We start from the raw sequence: 15,723 nt of genomic DNA on the forward strand, positions 1-15,723 counted from the left end.
TCAGGCCCGGACCTTCAGGCTGCGCGGCGCTCGGCGGCCTGCAGGGCATCGAGCGCATCCTTGCGGCGCTGCAGGTCGGCCATCAGGTTGAAGTCGGGCGGGAAGTCATCCACGGCGACCGCGTGTTCGCCGTAGCGTGCGTAATCGCACAGCTGCTTGCGTTCGCTTTCGTCGATGAGGTTTTGTGCCACGGCTTGCGCTGTCCAGGCTTCGAAGTCGGGCAGGCTTTGCGGCACGGGCGGCAGCTTGCCTGCGCGGATGGCCGGTTTCAAGCGTTGCTCGATTGCATCCACAGCCGGCTGCAGGCGGAAGGCCGCTTCGCCATAGGCGATCGGGTCGACCTCGGGCGTCGGGCAGTACGAGTCGGCCAGCAGGCGATCGCGCACGGCGCCCGGTGTCTGCATCAGCTCGGCCACCTGCGCGGCCAGCGCATCGGACGGCTTGCGATACGGCGTACCGAACGGGAAGATCAGCGCGCGCAGCAGCGCCGCGATGCCCGCGTTCGGGAAGTTGGCCAGCACGCCGTCGAGCGCATCGTGCGCCTTCACCAGCGCGTCCTGCACGGACCAATGCACGAGCGGCGCGTCCTCTGCAGGGCGGCCTTCATCTTCAAAGCGTTTGAGCGTGGACGAAATCAGATACATCTGCGAGAGGATGTCGCCCAGCCGCCCGGTGATGCTTTCGCGGCGCTTGAGCGTGCCGCCCAGCGTGAACATCGACACATCCGACAGCAGTGCCAGCGCTGTCGAGAAGCGATTCACGGCGCGGTAATAGCGCTGCATTTCCGGAGCGGCATTGCCCGGCGCGCTTGCCACGCGCCCGCCCGTGAGCGCATGCAGGAAGGCGCGCACGAGGTTGCCCGCGATGAACGCGCCGTGGCCGAACAGTGCCGCGTCGAACGCGCGCAGCGTCTCGGGTGAATCGGTGCCTTGCGCGGCCGTCATCTCGCGCAGCACATACGGATGGCAGCGGATCACGCCCTGCCCGAAGATGATCAGGCAGCGCGTCATGATGTTCGCGCTTTCCACCGTGATGGCGATCGGCACCTGCTGATACGCGCGCGCCAGGAAGTTGTTCGGGCCCATGCAGATGCCCTTTCCGCCGACGATGTCCATCGCGTCGGTGACCACGTCGCGCGCACGTTCGGTGACGTGGTACTTGGCAATGGCCGAGATGACCGAAGGTTTCTCGCCCAGGTCCACGGCCAGCGCAGACAAACGCCGCGCCGCATCCATCATGTACAGGTTGCCGCCCATGCGGCCCAGCGCTTCCTGGATCCCTTCGAACTTGCCGATGGGCGTACGGAACTGGCGTCGCACGGCGGCATAGGCGCCGGTGCTGCGCACGGCCAGTTTGGCCATGCCCACGTTGGATGAGGGCAGCGAAATCGCGCGGCCGGCTGCAAGGCACTCCATCAGCATGCGCCAGCCGCGGCCGACCTGCGCCTGGCCGCCGATCACCCAGTCGATGGGGATGAACACGTCCTTGCCGGAGTTCGGGCCGTTCTGGAACACCGCGTTGAGCGGCCAATGGCGGCGTCCGATGTTCACGCCCGGATGCTTCGTCGGGATGAGCGCGCAGGTAATGCCGGGCTCCTTGTCGCCGCCGAGCAAGCCGTCCGGATCGACTGCGCGGAAGGCCAGCCCCAACACCGTGGCGATGGGGCCGAGCGTGATGTAGCGCTTGCTCCATGTCACGCGAAAGCCGAGCGTCTCGCGGCCTTCGTGCATGCCGCGGCAGACCACGCCCACATCGGGAATGGCAGCAGCATCGGAGCCGGCATACGCGTTGGTCAGCGCGAAGCAGGGGATTTCTTCACCGCGTGCGAGGCGCGGCAGGTAATGGTTTTTCTGCGCTTCGGTGCCGTAGTGCAGCAGCAGCTCGGCGGGCCCGAGCGAGTTGGGCACCATGACCGACACGGCCGCCGCAGAGCAGCGCGTCGACAGCTTCATGATCACCTGCGAATGCGCGTATGCCGAGAACCCTTTGCCGCCGTATTCCTTCGGGATGATCATGCCCAGGAAGCCGGCGCGCTTCGCATAGTCCCAAGCCTCGGGCGACAGGTCTTGCCAGATCTGCGTGCTTTCCCAATCGTTGGCAAGGTCGCAGAGTTTTTCGGTTTCGACGTCGAGGAAGGATTGCTCTTCCGCCGACAGCCGCGGCGGCGGCGAAGACAGCAGCCGCGACCAGTTCGGCCGCCCTGAGAACAGCTCCGCATCCCACCAGACCGTGCCCGCTTCAATGGCGTCGCGCTCCGTTTGCGACATCTCCGGCATGATCTTGCGGAACATCGCTAGCACGGGGCGCGTGATGATCGCCCGGCGCAGCGGCTTGAGCGCCAGCACCAGCGCGGGCAGCACAAAGACGATGGCAAGCACCGTGGTCATCACCGGCCCAACAAGGCCGAGCCAGGCACCGGCCACAAGCCACACAGCGGTTGCGACGAGCCAGGCGAATGCCGAGGCTTCCATGCTGGCGAGGGCGAGCCCGCCGATGCAAAGCAGGACGATCCAGATCGTCGTCATGAGGGTCTCCATTCGATGCGTTGATGTGCCGGATGTCTCGAACATGCGGCGGCAACTGCCGAATGCCGGAGCGACTCCCGTGCCTGCACACGGGAGCGCCGCGCGGCGCCTGCGTTGTCAGGCGCTGGGGCTGCGCCAGGGGCGCATCGGGTTGGCCGGGAAGATGGCGCGTGCTGCGTTGCTCCGGCGAATGGCCAATGCCCGGGTGCGCGCAGACGGCGCGGGGCCGTCGCTATCGCTGTCGGCGCCGTGGTGATCGTCGTGCTCGTCGGCGCTGAGGTCGTCGTGGTCGTCCGCGGCATCGTCTGCGCTTGCGCGAGAACCCGGCGTGCGGCCGAACAGGTCACCGGCAAAGGGCGAGGCCGTGGCAGGCGTCGCGCTGCGTTCGGTGCTGCGGCCGTTGCCGTGCCCGGCGTGGCGACCCGAGCCGCCGTGGCCGCTGTCGTTGCCGCTGGGCGCGTCGTCCGCCACGGCCACGGGTGTGGGCACCTGTGCTTCGGCCAGTTCGACCACCTGGTCGAGCGCGCCGGCCTCGCCGGGCAGCGGGGCGTTGAGCGTGGCCACCACCAGCGCCGTCAGGCGCGCCAGCAGCGAGGCATCGTTCATCGTCTTGCCCTGCGTGAACAGCGGCAGCAGGTTGTTGAGGTCGTCGCCGGCCAGCACGCCGGCCAGCGCCTTGAGCGCAAAGTGCAGGCGCCAGCCGAGTTCAGCGCGCGGCAGGTGCGGCAGCGCACGCGAGAAGGCTTCGAAGAAGCGATCGAACACCAGCGCGTAGTGGCCGAGCAGATAGTTCTGCACAAACGGCGAGGTGTCGGAATACACGCGCCCCATCAACCGCAGGAACGCGGGGCCGCCGGTGTCGGGGTTGCGCGCCATCTGCAGCGCCGGCACAAACAGCGCGCCGAGCACGTGGTCGCAGGTCAGCTGTTCCTTCGTCCAGCGTTCTTCGCACGCGGTCAGCAGCGCCAGCCGGCGCGTGTTGAGCGGGTCGAGCCGCCGGCCCAGCACCGACTGCATCAACGCTTCCTTGCTGCCGAAGTGATAGTTGACCGCTGCCAGATTGACCTTGGCGCGCGCCGTGATCTGCCGCAACGACATCGCCTCGTAGCCGAACTCGATGAACAGCAGTTCGGTGGCTTCCAGAATGCGGCCCTTGGTGTCTCCTGCTCCAGGACGTCCCATGTCTCCTACCTCGTTTTTTTAGGCCTGATATCGGGCGCGATTGCTGCGGTGCAGCGCTCGAACGTACGATTCAAACATGTGTATGGGGTTGCCCGGGCATGTTAGGAACAGACGTTTGAAAACGCCAAGTGCCCAATTCGAGCAACGACTCTAGAGACGAGGAGGTTGCCCCGGCAGCGTATAAAACGCCGGGGCTCAGAGGTGAGTGGGCGCAAACATCCCCCAGCCTGAAGGGAGGTTTGCGCCGGGGGGCGGAGTCAGCCTGCCGGCTGATGGGGCGTCTTCAGGCCGCCGAAGAATGCGGCAGCGTTTTGTGCAAGGGTGGGGAGGTGATAGCCGCCTTCCTGGACGACCAGCGTCGGCAGGCCGATCGCGCCGACGGCTTGGCCAAGTCGGCCGAAGCCCTGCGTCGAAACGTCCACCTGCGATTGCGGATCTTCGCGATAGATGTCGAAGCCGAGCGACAGCACTAGCGCGTCGGGCTGAAACCTTTCGAGTGCGGCAATCGCATCGCCGAGCTTGTCGAAGAACACCGATTCGGGCGAGCGGTGCGGCATCGGCAGGTTCACATTCAGCCCGAGGCCGTCGCCCGTGCCGCGCTCGTCGTCAAAGCCGGCAACCACCGGATAGAAGTTGGTCGGATCGCCATGAATGGAGACGTACAGCACGTCGGCACGGTCGTAGAAAATCTCCTGGATGCCCTGACCGTGATGCATGTCGGTATCGAGGATGGCGACGCGCTTGAATTTGCTCCGCAGCGCCTGCGCGGCCACGGCGGCGTTGTTCAGGTAGCAGAAGCCGCCCGCTGCCTCGCGGCGCGCGTGATGGCCGGGCGGGCGGCACAGCGCGTAGGCCATGCGCTCGCCATTGAGGATGGCCAGGGCGCCGGCCGCCGCGCTTTGCGCCGACCAATACGCCGATCGCCATGTGTTCTCGCCGACGGGGCAGCTGCCGTCTGCCAGATAGCGCGCGGCCTGGGCCAGCACGCCGCGCAGCGCATTCGGCTCGCGCACGAAGATGTTGGACATGACCTCGTCGCCCCAGTCTTCGGGCAGGCGTTGCCACTCGGCATGGGCGTCCTGCAGGAAGCGCAGATAGGGCTCGCCGTGCACGGCGGTGAGTGGCGCAATGCCGTGGTCTTCGGGCCGCGCAATGGTGAAGCCGAGATCGCGCGCCGCCTGCAGCAAATTCAGCGCGCGCTCGGGCACTTCCTGCGGCGTGCGCATCTTGCCGCGCGAGTAGTAGCTCTGCGGATGGTGCAGAAGCTGTTCAGGATGAAAGAACGTCAGCATGGGTGAAACAGGGTGGGGAAAACCGTTATGCGCCGACGGTGTCGCCGGCCGTTGCGCGACCGCGCTGGCGCCCATCGATGGCCGCGATACACAGCAGCGAGATACCGGCGAGCAGCGTGTAGAACACCGCCAGCGGCCACCATTCGCCATGGAAGCGCTGCGCGAGGATGGTGCCGACCAGCGGCGTGAGCCCGCCCGCCACCGCGCCGCAGACCTGGTATGACAGCGAGATCGCCGAGTACCGCACGCGCGTCTCGAACACGCCCGACACGAAGCCCGCAATCACCGAATAGAAGCTCGCCATGCAGACCACGGCCAGGGCAATCCCCAGCACCATCAGCGGAGCCTGGCGCGTCTGCACCAGCAGGAACATCGGGTAGGGCGATGCCATCGCCATCAACGCCATCAGCTTGAGGAAGCGCGCGCCGCCAAGCTTCTCCGCCAGCCATGCCGCCAGCGGCTGTGCGAGAAACTGGATGAACGCCACCACGAAGAGGCAATCGAGAATCAGCGTTTTCGACAGCGACAGGTACTGCGTCGTGTAGGCGATCATGAACGTGTTGGTGAAGTACACGCCCGCAATGCCGATGGTGTTGGCGCCAATGCACAGCAGCACCGGCACGCGCGCCGTGCGCCAGACTTCTGCGATCGGCAGCTTGGCCGTCTTGCGCTGCGCCTGCACCTGCGCAAACTCGGGCGACTCGTTCACACCCAGGCGAATCGCCACGCCCACGAGCAGCAGCACCGCACTGGCAAGGAACGGCAGACGCCAGCCCCAGTCCATGAATGCGTCTTTCTCCATCGACGTGACGAGGCGGAAGGCCAGCAACGAGAGAATCAAGCCAGCCGGGCTGCCGAGTTGCGCGAACGACGCGAAGAACGTGCGACGGCCCTTGGGCGCGTGTTCGCCTGCCATCAGCACCGCGCCGCCCCATTCGCCGCCGACCGCAACGCCCTGCACCACACGCAGCAGCACCAGCAGCACGGGCGCAAGCGCACCGGCGGTGGCATACGTCGGCAGCAGGCCGATGCCGATCGTCGCCAGGCCCATCATCGTGAGCGTGATCATCAGCGCCTTCTTCCGGCCGATGCGGTCGCCCCAGTGGCCGAACACGATGCCGCCCAGCGGCCGCGCGAAAAAGCCGACGGCAAACGTGCCGAACGAAGCGAGCGTGCTGAGGAACGGATCGCCACCCGGAAAGAAGAGCGGCCCGAACACGAGCGCAGCGGCGGTGGCGTAGATGTAGAAGTCGTACCACTCGATCATGGTGCCGACAAAGGCGGCGGTGGCCGCACGCGCAGGCTGGCGCCCGCCAGGTTGAGACGGTTGCATGGTGTAGCTCCTCACAGGTTTTTTTTAGCCCGCCGCTTCAAGGCGACGATGCGTGTTTATTGCCGGTTGACGGGTATTAGTCAAATTCTGAATACTTATTGTTTGTATAAGTTGGACTCATATTCCCCGCCATGGACCCGTCCGCTCTTGATCCCGCCCTCGTCAGCGACAGGCTTGACTGGAACCTGCTGCGCACCTTTCTCACCATCGTCCACGAGCGCAGCATCAGCCGTGCGGCGGTGCGGCTGCACATCACGCAGCCGGCGGTCAGCCTCGCGCTGCGGCGGCTCGAAGATCAGCTTGGCCACACGCTCATCGAGCGGCGTGGCTCGCACTTTCGCCTCACGCGCGTCGGCGAAGACGTATTGCGCATCGCCACCGACGTCTATGGCAATGTCGCGCGGCTCGGCTCGGAGCTTGGCGAACCGCAAGACGATGTGAGCGGCGTGCTGCATCTGCTGACCGTCAGCCGCATCCAATCGGGCGTGTACGACGAATGCCTGGCGGCGTTTCACCGACATCACCCGCGCGTGGATCTGCAGGTGGAAGTCATGCGCAGCACGGACATCCTCGATGCCCTCGCCCAAAAGCGCGCCGGCATTGGGCTCAGCCTGTGCCGCACGCCGAGCGAAAAGCTGGAGCGGCAACTGTTCCTGCGCCAGCGCTACGCCGTGTTCTGCGGGCGGCACCATCGGTTGTTCGGGCGGACGGGCTTGTCGATCAGTGACTTGCTCGGCGAAAACTTTGTCTCGTTCATGAGCGACCAATTGGGCGATGCGCTGTCGCCGCTCGCGGTGTTTCGCGATCAGCAGGGATTCACCGGCCGCATCGTCGCCACGTCGCCGAGCCTGGACGAGATCAAGCGGCTCGTGTTTGCGGGCTATGGGATCGGCTGCCTGCCGGAGCACATCGTGGCGGACGATTTGGCCCAGCAGCGCTTGTGGCGGCTGCCGCCAGAAGAGGGCGTCGCCGACATCGACCTGTACCTGATGTGGCACAGGGAGCGCCGTCTGGCCCCGGCCGAAGAAGCGTTCCTGGCGCATTTCCGGCGGTATATGGCGCGGTATTCGCTGGCGGAACGGTTGGGCGATGTGGTGAATGCGCCCTTGGCGGCATTGCGGGCACCGGTGGGGTAAACACCATCACCTGTTAAACTAGCGCCCTTCTTGCAGTCCCCGGGGTCCAGTCGCCCCGTCACCTACCCAGGCTTTGTCCACGATTGGCGCACGAACGAATGCGCGGGGCACGCCGGTCCAATCGCTTTTCCATGTCGTTTTCCGAACTCGGCTTGTCAGACAAGCTGGTACGTGCCGTGGCCGAACTCGGCTACGCAGAACCCACTCCGATTCAACGCCAGGCCATCCCCGCCATCCTCAAGGGCGGTGACCTGCTCGCCGGTGCACAGACCGGCACCGGCAAGACCGCCGGTTTCACGCTGCCGATGCTGCACCGCCTGTCTGCTTCGCAGCCCAACAAGGTGCAGACGCCGCAGGGCATGCGCTTCCCGATCCGTGCGCTGGTGCTGACGCCCACGCGTGAGCTTGCCGCGCAGGTGGAAGAAAGCGTGCGCGCCTATGGCAAATATCTGCCGCTGAAGTCGATGGTGATGTTCGGCGGCGTCGGCATCAACCCGCAGATCGATGCGCTCAAGCGCGGCGTCGATATCGTCGTGGCCACGCCGGGCCGCCTGCTCGACCACGTCGGTCAGCGCACCATCGACCTGTCGCACATTGAACTGCTGGTGCTGGACGAAGCCGATCGCATGCTGGACATGGGCTTCATCCACGACATCCGCAAGATCCTCAACATTCTGCCGCCGAAGCGTCAGAACCTGCTGTTCTCGGCAACGTTCTCCGACGACATTCGCGAACTGGCCGACCGTCTGCTCGACAAGCCGGCGCTGATCGAAGTCGCGCGCCGCAACACGACGGCCGAGACGGTCGAGCAACGCATCTATCCGGTCGACCGCGAGCGCAAGCGCGAACTGCTCGCCAAGCTTGTGCGCGACAACGACTGGCACCAGGTGCTGGTCTTCACGCGCACCAAGCACGGCGCGAACCGCCTGGCCGAGCAGCTCACCCGCGACGGCATCCCCGCGCTGGCCATTCACGGTAACAAGAGCCAATCGGCACGCACGCGCGCGCTGACGGAGTTCAAGGCCGGGACGCTGCGCGTGCTGGTTGCCACCGACATCGCCGCGCGCGGCATCGACATCGACCAACTGCCGCACGTGGTGAACTTCGACCTGCCGAACGTGCCGGAAGACTACGTGCACCGTATCGGCCGCACGGGCCGCGCGGGTGCGCAGGGCGAGGCGATCTCGCTGGTCTGCGTGGACGAGCATGGCCTGCTGCGCGACATTGAGCGCCTCATCAAGCGCGAACTGCCGCGTACCGTGCTGGAAGGTTTCGAGCCGGACCCGACCATCGCGGCGGAGCCGATTCCGAACGGGCGCAATTCGGCGGGCCGTGGTGGTAACGCGCGCGGTGGCCGTCCGGGTGGTGGCCGCAGCCAGCAGCCACGCCAGGCCAGCGGCAACGCTGCCCCGCGCGAGCCGCGTGCTCCGCGTGAGCCTCGCGAACCGCGTCGCGAGTCGAGCGGCAACGGTCAGGGGCAGGCACAGAATCAAGGCCAAGGCCAGGGTCGAAATGGTGGCGGCAGCCGCCAGCGCCAGGCGCAAGGCCAGCGCGACGGTCAAGCCGCGCCGAAGCCGCGCAATGGCCACGGTGCCGGCAACGGCCAATCGCAAGCGCGCGGCCAGCGACAGGGCAACGGTCAAGGCCAGGCCCAAGGCAATGGCAATGGACAAGGCGGGCAGGGCGGTCAACAACGCCGCGCATCGAACACGCAAGCCGCGCAGCCGGCCCACAAGGGACAGCCGGCCAAGCAGCCGTTCAATGGTTTGTTCGCCAAGGCGGCTGCGTTGCTCGGCGGTCGTAAAGCCTGACGTTCATGCACGACGACGGCCAACCCGCATCAGCTGACGCGCCCTACGACGGCCTGACGCCAGACAGCATCCTGGATGCACTGGCGGAGGTCGGGCTGATGCCGGACGGCCGCATGTTCGCGCTCAACAGCTACGAAAACCGCGTGTACCAGGTCGGCGTGGAAGACAGCGCGCCGGTGGTGGCCAAGTTCTACCGCCCCGGCCGCTGGACCGACACGCAGATCGTCGAAGAGCACACCTTTACGGCGGAACTGGCAGCGGCGGAAATCCCCGTGATTGCGCCGCTCGAAATCGATGGCCGCACGCTGCATGCGTTCGAACGCTGGCACTTCGCGGTCTTCCCGCGTTGCGCCGGCCGCGTGCCCGCCATCGACCAGGACGACACGCTCGAATGGATGGGCCGCTTTCTTGGCCGCATCCACGCCGTCGGCGCGCAGCGGCCGTTCATGGCCCGTCCGGCGCTCGACATCGACACGTTCGGCGTGCAATCGCGCGACTGGCTGCTCGAACACGATTTCATTCCGCCCGATTTGTTGCCGGCGTGGCGCAGCGTGGCCGACGCCGCACTCGACGGCGTGCGCCGCTGCTACGACCGCGCGGGCGACGTTTCGCTGCTGCGCCTGCACGGCGATTGCCACGCCTCGAACGTGCTGTGGATCGAAGAGGCCGACGCCAAGCAGGGCGATCCGCTGCGCAGCGCCGGCCCGCATTTCGTCGACTTTGACGACAGCCGCACTGGCCCCGCCGTGCAAGACCTGTGGATGCTGCTCTCGGGGGATCGCGCATCGATGCAATCGCAGCTCGCCAGCCTGCTCGCCGGCTATGAGGACTTCTGCGAATTCGACACGCGCGAGCTGTATCTGGTGGAAGCGCTGCGCACGCTGCGCTTGCTGCACTACAGCGCGTGGTTGGCCCGCCGGTGGAATGATCCGGCGTTTCCTGCTGCGTTTCCGTGGTTCAACACGCAACGCTACTGGCAGGACCGGGTGTTGGAATTGCGCGAGCAGATCGCGCTGTTGGACGAACCGCCGCTCTGGTGAAACCGAGCGGCGGTTTTTCTTTGAGGCTTGGGTTTAGGCGAACTTGCCGGCCTGGAAGTCACGCACGGCCTGGAAAATTTCTTCCTGCGTGTTCATCACGAACGGGCCGTATTGCGCGATCGACTCGTTCAGCGGTTTGCCGGCCACCAGCAGCACGCGCGCCTCAGCATCGTCTGCACGGATGACCACACCGTCGCTGCCCTCCGTGTTGGCGAGGATGGCCATCTGCTTGTCTTCCACGCGCTGCAGCGCGGCGTTGCCGACCGCTTCGGCGTCGCCCACCAGCGCACTGCCACGGAACACATAGACGAATGCGTTGTGTCCGGCCGGCAGTACCTGCGCAAACGACGCGCCCGCCGGCAGCGTGATGTCGAGGTACAGCGGCTGTGTCGCTTCCCGCGTCATCGCGCCTTGCACACCGTGCGATTCACCGGCGATCACGCGCACGGCCACGCCGTCTTCCGTCGTGAACTCGGGGATCTCGTTCGACGGAATGTCCCGGTACCACGGCGTCGTCATCTTGTCGCGGGCGGGCAGGTTCAGCCACAGCTGGAAGCCTTCCATCACGCCGTCTTCCTGTTCCGGCATTTCCGAGTGCACGACGCCGCTGCCGGCCGTCATCCACTGCACGCCGCCGTGTTGCAGCAAGCCTTCGTGGCCGGCGCTGTCGCGGTGGCGCATGCGGCCCGCGATCATGTACGTCACCGTTTCAAAGCCGCGGTGCGGATGGTCGGGAAAACCGGCCAGATAGTCGTTCGGGTCGTCACTGCGGAATGCGTCCAGCATCAGGAACGGATCGAGCCGGCGTTGCAGATTGTTCGTCAGCACGCGGGTGAGCTTCACGCCCGCGCCGTCCGAGGTGGGACGGCCGGTGATGATGCGTTCCACGCGGCGGCCACGTTGCACGGCCTGCACTTGCGGTTGCACGAGGGTTTCCATGTTGTTCTCCTGAAATTCGGCATTTGTCATACGCCAAATGTAGGGTAGTTGCTTCGTTTGCACTAGTCGGTTATTGTGGGAAAAAATGTTGCTCCTGGCGAGACAATAACCATTCCGGCCAGCGCGCATCACGATAAGAGGAGGAAACCATGGATCTGAACCAATTGGCGCTGTTCGTGCGCGTGGTCGAAGCGGGGAGCTTCACGGCAGCGGCAACGCGGCTCGATTTGCCGAAATCGTCCGTCAGCCGCGGCATTGCCGCACTTGAACAGGATTTGAACGTGCGACTGTTACAGCGCACCACGCGCACGCTCCATCTGACGGACGCGGGCCAGAGCCTGTACCAGGTGGCGTCGCATGCGCTGGAAGACATTGAACGCGCCACGACCTGCGCTGGTGAACTCCAGGACCTGCCGCGCGGCAAGGTCCGGATCACGTCTTCCGAAGACGTCGGCCGTCTGCTGGTAGCGCCGGTGGCGGCGCGCTTCATGCAGCAGTATCCAGAGATCGATCTGGACGTCGTGCTGACGCCGCGCAATGTCGATCTCGTGCAGGAAGGGTTTGACCTCGCTGTCCGCGTCGGACGCTTGGCCGACAGCTCGCTGGTGGCACGGTCGCTGGGCGTGTTGCGCATCGGCCTGTTCGCCTCGCCCGATTACTTGCAGCGCCGCGGTGCGCCCGACTCCGTGCAAGGGCTGGCCGACCATTGCTGCCTCGATTTTCGCGGCACCGGCCGTGGCGAAACGCAATGGCGCCTCGTCGGTCCCGATGGCCTCAAAACCGTGGCCGTGCGCGCTCGCCTGAATGCCGATAGCCTGATCTACCTGGAAACGTTGATAGCGTCGGGCGCCGGGATCGGCCCGCTCCCGTTGTATGCGAGTGCCGTCGCGCGTGCCAACGCGCCGCTGCCCCGCTTGGTGCGCGTGCTGCCCGACTATGCGACCAGCGGAGAGCCGATCAACCTCGTCACGCCATCCGCTCGGTTCGTTCCCAAACGCGTTCGCCTGCTGATCGACATGCTGACCGAGTCGATTCGGCAAGAGCTGGAAAACGCCGATCCCACCTGAATTGTCGCGGCAAAGACGCTGGGCACGTTAAATGTTGTCACGACTGCGCCCGTTGCACGTATCGCACGGCATCATGCGATTCACGTGTGCCGGACTAGTACGTCTGACCCTCCATGACGTCACCCCGTAAGCGTTGCAGTGCTTCCCCCCGGTGCGCTGCGATGTGTCTGGCACATGCGACCCTTGGGTGTTTCTGATCCCGTCACACAGTTGTGGGAAGCACCGCCGCCCGGACCTCGTTGTCCGGGCTTTTTTTTGCCTGTTTCACGAACGCGTGTCCCAACTGTGCTTCAACGGCCTTCACAAATTAGGACTCTTCTCATGGTTCGTAGCACACCTCGCCATGAAAATTGCAGCCACGTAACACATGCAACGGAACGCGCTGCCCGCGCCTGAATAAGCGCCATCAATTCCGGCGCCCACCCGCGACGCATGTGCGAATTTTCATGGAGCCGAACATGCGTATCGCCTTGCTTGAAGACGATCCCTTCCAAAGCGAAGTCATCGTCCAGATCCTGTCTCAGTCCGGCCACGACGTGGTGACCTACACCGACGGCGCCACCTTGCTGCGCATGCTGGGCCGATCGTCGTACGACATGCTGATTCTCGACTGGCATACGCCGGGCATGCTCGGTATCGACGTGCTGAGCGTCGTGCGCAGCCGCCACAAGGATGTATTGCCGGTGCTGTTCGTCACGGCTGAAGAAGGCGAGAAAAGCCTCGTGCGCGCGCTCACGCACGGCGCCGATGACTACATCGCCAAGCCGTTCCGCATTGCAGAGCTGCGGGCGCGCGTCGATGCGCTGCTGCGCCGTGCATATCCCGTCCCGTATGGACGCCTGCCATTTGCGGTAGGGCCCTATCACTTCAACCCCCAGCGCCAGCAGGTCACCCTGCACGGCGAGCCGGTCACGCTGACGGGCATCGAGTTCCAACTGGCGCTGATGTTGTTCTCGAACGTGGGCCGCACGCTGTCGCGAGACCACATCTTCGGCCAGGTGTGGGGCCGTGACTCGTCGGAGTACACCCGCACGATCGATAGCCATGTATCGCGCATCCGTATGAAGCTGAATGTCGAACCGGAGAACGAGGTGCGCCTGGTGGCGGTGTACAAGCACGGCTATCGGGTGGACCACCTGAAGCCTGCGGATGACATGGGAAGCCTGTCCGAGATGGAAATCGCGTCGTACGACCTATAAACGCACTGACCGGCGTGCAGAAGGAGCGCTACCGTGGGAACGCGGCAGCGCTCTTTTTTTGTGGTCACCGGCTGGTATGCTCAGCGCTTCTCAATCTTTGGGCGAGGCCGGTGTGCCGCTTGTCAATCTCAATGCAGAGGCCGAAGCGCTGCCGCGCGCGTGGTCGTCTCGCGTGCTGGAGCGGTTTGGTGGCGGCAACTTTAAGGTGCTGCGCATGGATGGCACGTCGTATCCCAGCGAGGTGCACGACTATGCCGAAGGGCTGCTGGTCATCGATGGGCAGCTGCGGTTGCGCATCGGCGACGAAGCGGTGACGGTCTCGCGCGGCGAGCTGTACGTGGTGCCTGCCGGCGTGCCGCACAGCGTGGACGCCGGCAGCGGGGGCACGCTGGTCATTCTGGACGTGTAAGCGCAGCGTCGTCCGACTCCGCGAGCTGCTTGATCCGCTGCAGCATCATCCGGCGGATCAGCCCGCTGGGCACGCGGATCAGTATCCAGTAAGGCGTGAAGCGGCGGCGCGCCGTGGTGCTGGAGCAATGCACGCACGTGCGCGTGGTCAGCAGCGTGCCGGCACCCTCGGGCTGAGCGACGAACGTCATGACCAGCTTGGCGATATCGGGTGCGGAGAACGTGCGAAATGCGCTGGCTTCAACGTGGATGAGCCCGCCGGCCGATTCCCAGAAGCGGCCGACCAGGCCGAGCGCGAATTCGTGATCTCCGTTTCTGCCTAGAACGGTGAAATCGTGTAGTCCGAATCCGGCGTCGATCCGTCGCGCACTGGGCCTGCCCAGCGCGGCGGCAATGCGCGCCGGGATGCCACGCAGATGCAGGAACAGCCGGGCCACCGCGAAATCCGTGACGTCAAGTTGCGACGCCATGTCGAGCACGCGCGCCGGCGATGCATTGACCCGTATGTGGTGCTGCTCGCTGAACTGATGCTCAGGAAGGAAGGTGTGCAACAGGCTCATGCGGATGGAGGGTGTGGTGTCATGCCTGGGGCTTTTCGCTCGCAGCCGTGGAAGCCGCAGCCGGAGCGAATGCAGCATCGCGAGCGGGCGGTTCTGCCAGGCTGCGTTTCATCAGCCATGCGACACCGGGTACGCGCAAGCCGGTCGCAAAGACCACGTCGCGCACCCAACCGCCGTATTGCGCCTGGAAGCATGGCGTGAGCGCGCGGCTGAGTGTCTGGTAGGCCTGCACGGTACGCAGACGACGGGCGTGGTAGGCGAGCGCGCCGTCGGCGGCACCATGGACTTGCACGCAGGCCGCCAGTGCGAGCGCATCCTGCGCGGCCAGCGTGGTCCCCAGGCCGAGTTGCGGGCTCATGGCATGCGCGGCATCGCCGATGACGCAGTAGGGCGGTTTGGCCAACGCGCGCGGCCATGTGTGGCGATAGACGGCGAAAGGCATATCGTCGTGCGAGCCGATCTGCTCGACCATGGGCGCGGCTTGCGGCCACAGGCTGAGCACATGCGCCTTCCACTGTGTGATGTCGGTCTGGCGCCAGGCGTCGACGGCATCGCTGGGCAGGCTCCAGAACATCGACAGGCGCGTGCGGCTGCCATCCACGTCGGTGGGCAGCAGGCCCATCATCTCGCGCGTGCCGCGAAAGCGCTGCTGCAGCACGCGCGGGTTCCAGCCATCCACCCATCCTTGGAACCACAGCGTGCCCCATCGGTAGGTGCTCGACGGGCCGGCCAGGCCTGCGGGCTCACGCAGCGCAGAGGCCGCGCCATCGGCAATCACAAACAGGTCGAAGGTGGATTCGCCCTGCGTGTGCACGACCCGCGCGCGCGGGCCATCACCAAGCAATTGCTGGATCGCGCAACCAAAGTGGAATGCTGCGCCCGCGTGCAAGGCGGCGCCGTACAGCATGGACGACAGCGCATGCCGCGTGACGGCGCGGCCGGGCGTCTCGGCGTAGTCGATGTCGAGCAGACGCCAGCCGCGATGGCTCAGACCGATCAGCCGATCGATCGGCGCGCCGATGCCCTCAAGCTCGCGGCCCACGCCGAGCGCTTCCAGCGCGCGGATGCCCTGCGGCTGGATCAGCAGGCCCGCGCCCATGGCGGTCAGCTGCGGGTGCTTTTCGAAGACGTGCACGTCGTGCCCCTGGCGGGCAAACGCGATGGCGGCGGCGAGGCCGGCGTTACCGGCGCCGGCAATGCCGATGGACAGCGGACGGGGTGCGGTCATGAA

The 15,723-nt window shown here is 65.6% G+C and carries 13 protein-coding genes; 6 read left to right on the forward strand and 7 right to left on the reverse strand.

The window, feature by feature from the left end; all coding sequences use genetic code 11:
• Nucleotides 1-14: 14 nt before the first annotated feature.
• The 4 genes from R2676_RS14385 to R2676_RS14400 form a co-directional block, all read right to left on the reverse strand.
• On the reverse strand, nt 15-2,525 hold the full coding sequence (locus tag R2676_RS14385) for an acyl-CoA dehydrogenase (RefSeq protein WP_316887263.1): 2,511 nt from the start codon (nt 2,523-2,525) through the stop codon (nt 15-17).
• 117 nt (nt 2,526-2,642) lie between these two features.
• Nucleotides 2,643-3,707 (reverse strand): TetR/AcrR family transcriptional regulator, encoded by a 1,065-nt coding sequence (locus R2676_RS14390; protein ID WP_027678163.1) that lies wholly within the window; start codon nt 3,705-3,707, stop codon nt 2,643-2,645.
• Nucleotides 3,708-3,964: 257 nt separating this feature from the next.
• Complete coding sequence (locus R2676_RS14395) at nt 3,965-4,999, reverse strand: histone deacetylase family protein (RefSeq protein WP_206272789.1); 1,035 nt, start codon at nt 4,997-4,999, stop codon at nt 3,965-3,967.
• A 25-nt stretch (nt 5,000-5,024) separates the two neighbouring features.
• Complete coding sequence (locus R2676_RS14400; RefSeq protein ID WP_206272787.1) at nt 5,025-6,332, reverse strand: MFS transporter; 1,308 nt, start codon at nt 6,330-6,332, stop codon at nt 5,025-5,027.
• Between the two features lie 131 nt (nt 6,333-6,463).
• Here R2676_RS14400 and R2676_RS14405 point away from each other — a divergent pair, with 131 nt between their 5' ends.
• From R2676_RS14405 to R2676_RS14415, 3 genes are all read left to right on the forward strand, one after another.
• Nucleotides 6,464-7,468: a LysR family transcriptional regulator gene (locus R2676_RS14405; RefSeq protein WP_063392806.1), complete on the forward strand. Its 1,005-nt coding sequence runs from the start codon at nt 6,464-6,466 to the stop codon at nt 7,466-7,468.
• 131 nt (nt 7,469-7,599) lie between these two features.
• Nucleotides 7,600-9,279, forward strand: coding sequence for a DEAD/DEAH box helicase (locus tag R2676_RS14410; protein WP_206272786.1), 1,680 nt, complete (start codon nt 7,600-7,602; stop codon nt 9,277-9,279).
• Between the two features lie 5 nt (nt 9,280-9,284).
• Complete coding sequence (locus tag R2676_RS14415) at nt 9,285-10,319, forward strand: serine/threonine protein kinase (protein WP_206272784.1); 1,035 nt, start codon at nt 9,285-9,287, stop codon at nt 10,317-10,319.
• A 33-nt stretch (nt 10,320-10,352) separates the two neighbouring features.
• On the opposite strand, the gene R2676_RS14420 is transcribed toward R2676_RS14415, so the two are convergent.
• Complete coding sequence (locus R2676_RS14420; protein WP_206272782.1) at nt 10,353-11,258, reverse strand: pirin family protein; 906 nt, start codon at nt 11,256-11,258, stop codon at nt 10,353-10,355.
• Nucleotides 11,259-11,407: 149 nt separating this feature from the next.
• Between R2676_RS14420 and R2676_RS14425 the strand changes: the two genes are divergently transcribed.
• The 3 genes from R2676_RS14425 to R2676_RS14435 all read left to right on the forward strand — a co-directional run bounded on the left by R2676_RS14425 (nt 11,408) and on the right by R2676_RS14435 (nt 13,933).
• On the forward strand, nt 11,408-12,325 hold the full coding sequence (locus R2676_RS14425; RefSeq protein ID WP_027678156.1) for a LysR family transcriptional regulator: 918 nt from the start codon (nt 11,408-11,410) through the stop codon (nt 12,323-12,325).
• 458 nt (nt 12,326-12,783) lie between these two features.
• Nucleotides 12,784-13,524, forward strand: a complete 741-nt coding sequence (locus R2676_RS14430) for a response regulator transcription factor (protein ID WP_206272780.1) — start codon at nt 12,784-12,786, stop codon at nt 13,522-13,524.
• A 76-nt stretch (nt 13,525-13,600) separates the two neighbouring features.
• The gene (locus tag R2676_RS14435; protein WP_206272778.1) at nt 13,601-13,933 is read left to right on the forward strand and encodes a cupin domain-containing protein; all 333 of its coding nucleotides are present in this window, start codon (nt 13,601-13,603) and stop codon (nt 13,931-13,933) included.
• Here the strand turns inward: R2676_RS14435 and R2676_RS14440 are convergent.
• Nucleotides 13,917-14,492, reverse strand: coding sequence for a hypothetical protein (locus R2676_RS14440; RefSeq protein WP_206272776.1), 576 nt, complete (start codon nt 14,490-14,492; stop codon nt 13,917-13,919). The two genes, R2676_RS14435 and R2676_RS14440, sit on opposite strands and share 17 nt — an antisense overlap.
• Nucleotides 14,493-14,511: 19 nt before the next feature.
• Nucleotides 14,512-15,720: an FAD-dependent oxidoreductase gene (locus R2676_RS14445; protein ID WP_206272774.1), complete on the reverse strand. Its 1,209-nt coding sequence runs from the start codon at nt 15,718-15,720 to the stop codon at nt 14,512-14,514.
• Nucleotides 15,721-15,723: the final 3 nt, after the last annotated feature.

It is taken from the genome of Ralstonia flatus (genome assembly GCF_958439105.1).
Taxonomy (GTDB): domain Bacteria; phylum Pseudomonadota; class Gammaproteobacteria; order Burkholderiales; family Burkholderiaceae; genus Ralstonia; species Ralstonia flatus.

What these genes read in the sequence shown, in the direction of transcription:
- R2676_RS14385 (WP_316887263.1), bottom strand. Translation starts at nt 2,525, where the DNA reads ATGACGACGATCTGGATCGTCCTGCTTTGCATCGGCGGGCTCGCCCTC.
- R2676_RS14390 (WP_027678163.1), bottom strand. Translation starts at nt 3,707, where the DNA reads ATGGGACGTCCTGGAGCAGGAGACACCAAGGGCCGCATTCTGGAAGCC.
- R2676_RS14395 (WP_206272789.1), bottom strand. Translation starts at nt 4,999, where the DNA reads ATGCTGACGTTCTTTCATCCTGAACAGCTTCTGCACCATCCGCAGAGC.
- R2676_RS14400 (WP_206272787.1), bottom strand. Translation starts at nt 6,332, where the DNA reads ATGCAACCGTCTCAACCTGGCGGGCGCCAGCCTGCGCGTGCGGCCACC.
- R2676_RS14405 (WP_063392806.1), top strand. Translation starts at nt 6,464, where the DNA reads ATGGACCCGTCCGCTCTTGATCCCGCCCTCGTCAGCGACAGGCTTGAC.
- R2676_RS14410 (WP_206272786.1), top strand. Translation starts at nt 7,600, where the DNA reads ATGTCGTTTTCCGAACTCGGCTTGTCAGACAAGCTGGTACGTGCCGTG.
- R2676_RS14415 (WP_206272784.1), top strand. Translation starts at nt 9,285, where the DNA reads ATGCACGACGACGGCCAACCCGCATCAGCTGACGCGCCCTACGACGGC.
- R2676_RS14420 (WP_206272782.1), bottom strand. Translation starts at nt 11,258, where the DNA reads ATGGAAACCCTCGTGCAACCGCAAGTGCAGGCCGTGCAACGTGGCCGC.
- R2676_RS14425 (WP_027678156.1), top strand. Translation starts at nt 11,408, where the DNA reads ATGGATCTGAACCAATTGGCGCTGTTCGTGCGCGTGGTCGAAGCGGGG.
- R2676_RS14430 (WP_206272780.1), top strand. Translation starts at nt 12,784, where the DNA reads ATGCGTATCGCCTTGCTTGAAGACGATCCCTTCCAAAGCGAAGTCATC.
- R2676_RS14435 (WP_206272778.1), top strand. Translation starts at nt 13,601, where the DNA reads ATGCTCAGCGCTTCTCAATCTTTGGGCGAGGCCGGTGTGCCGCTTGTC.
- R2676_RS14440 (WP_206272776.1), bottom strand. Translation starts at nt 14,492, where the DNA reads ATGAGCCTGTTGCACACCTTCCTTCCTGAGCATCAGTTCAGCGAGCAG.
- R2676_RS14445 (WP_206272774.1), bottom strand. Translation starts at nt 15,720, where the DNA reads ATGACCGCACCCCGTCCGCTGTCCATCGGCATTGCCGGCGCCGGTAAC.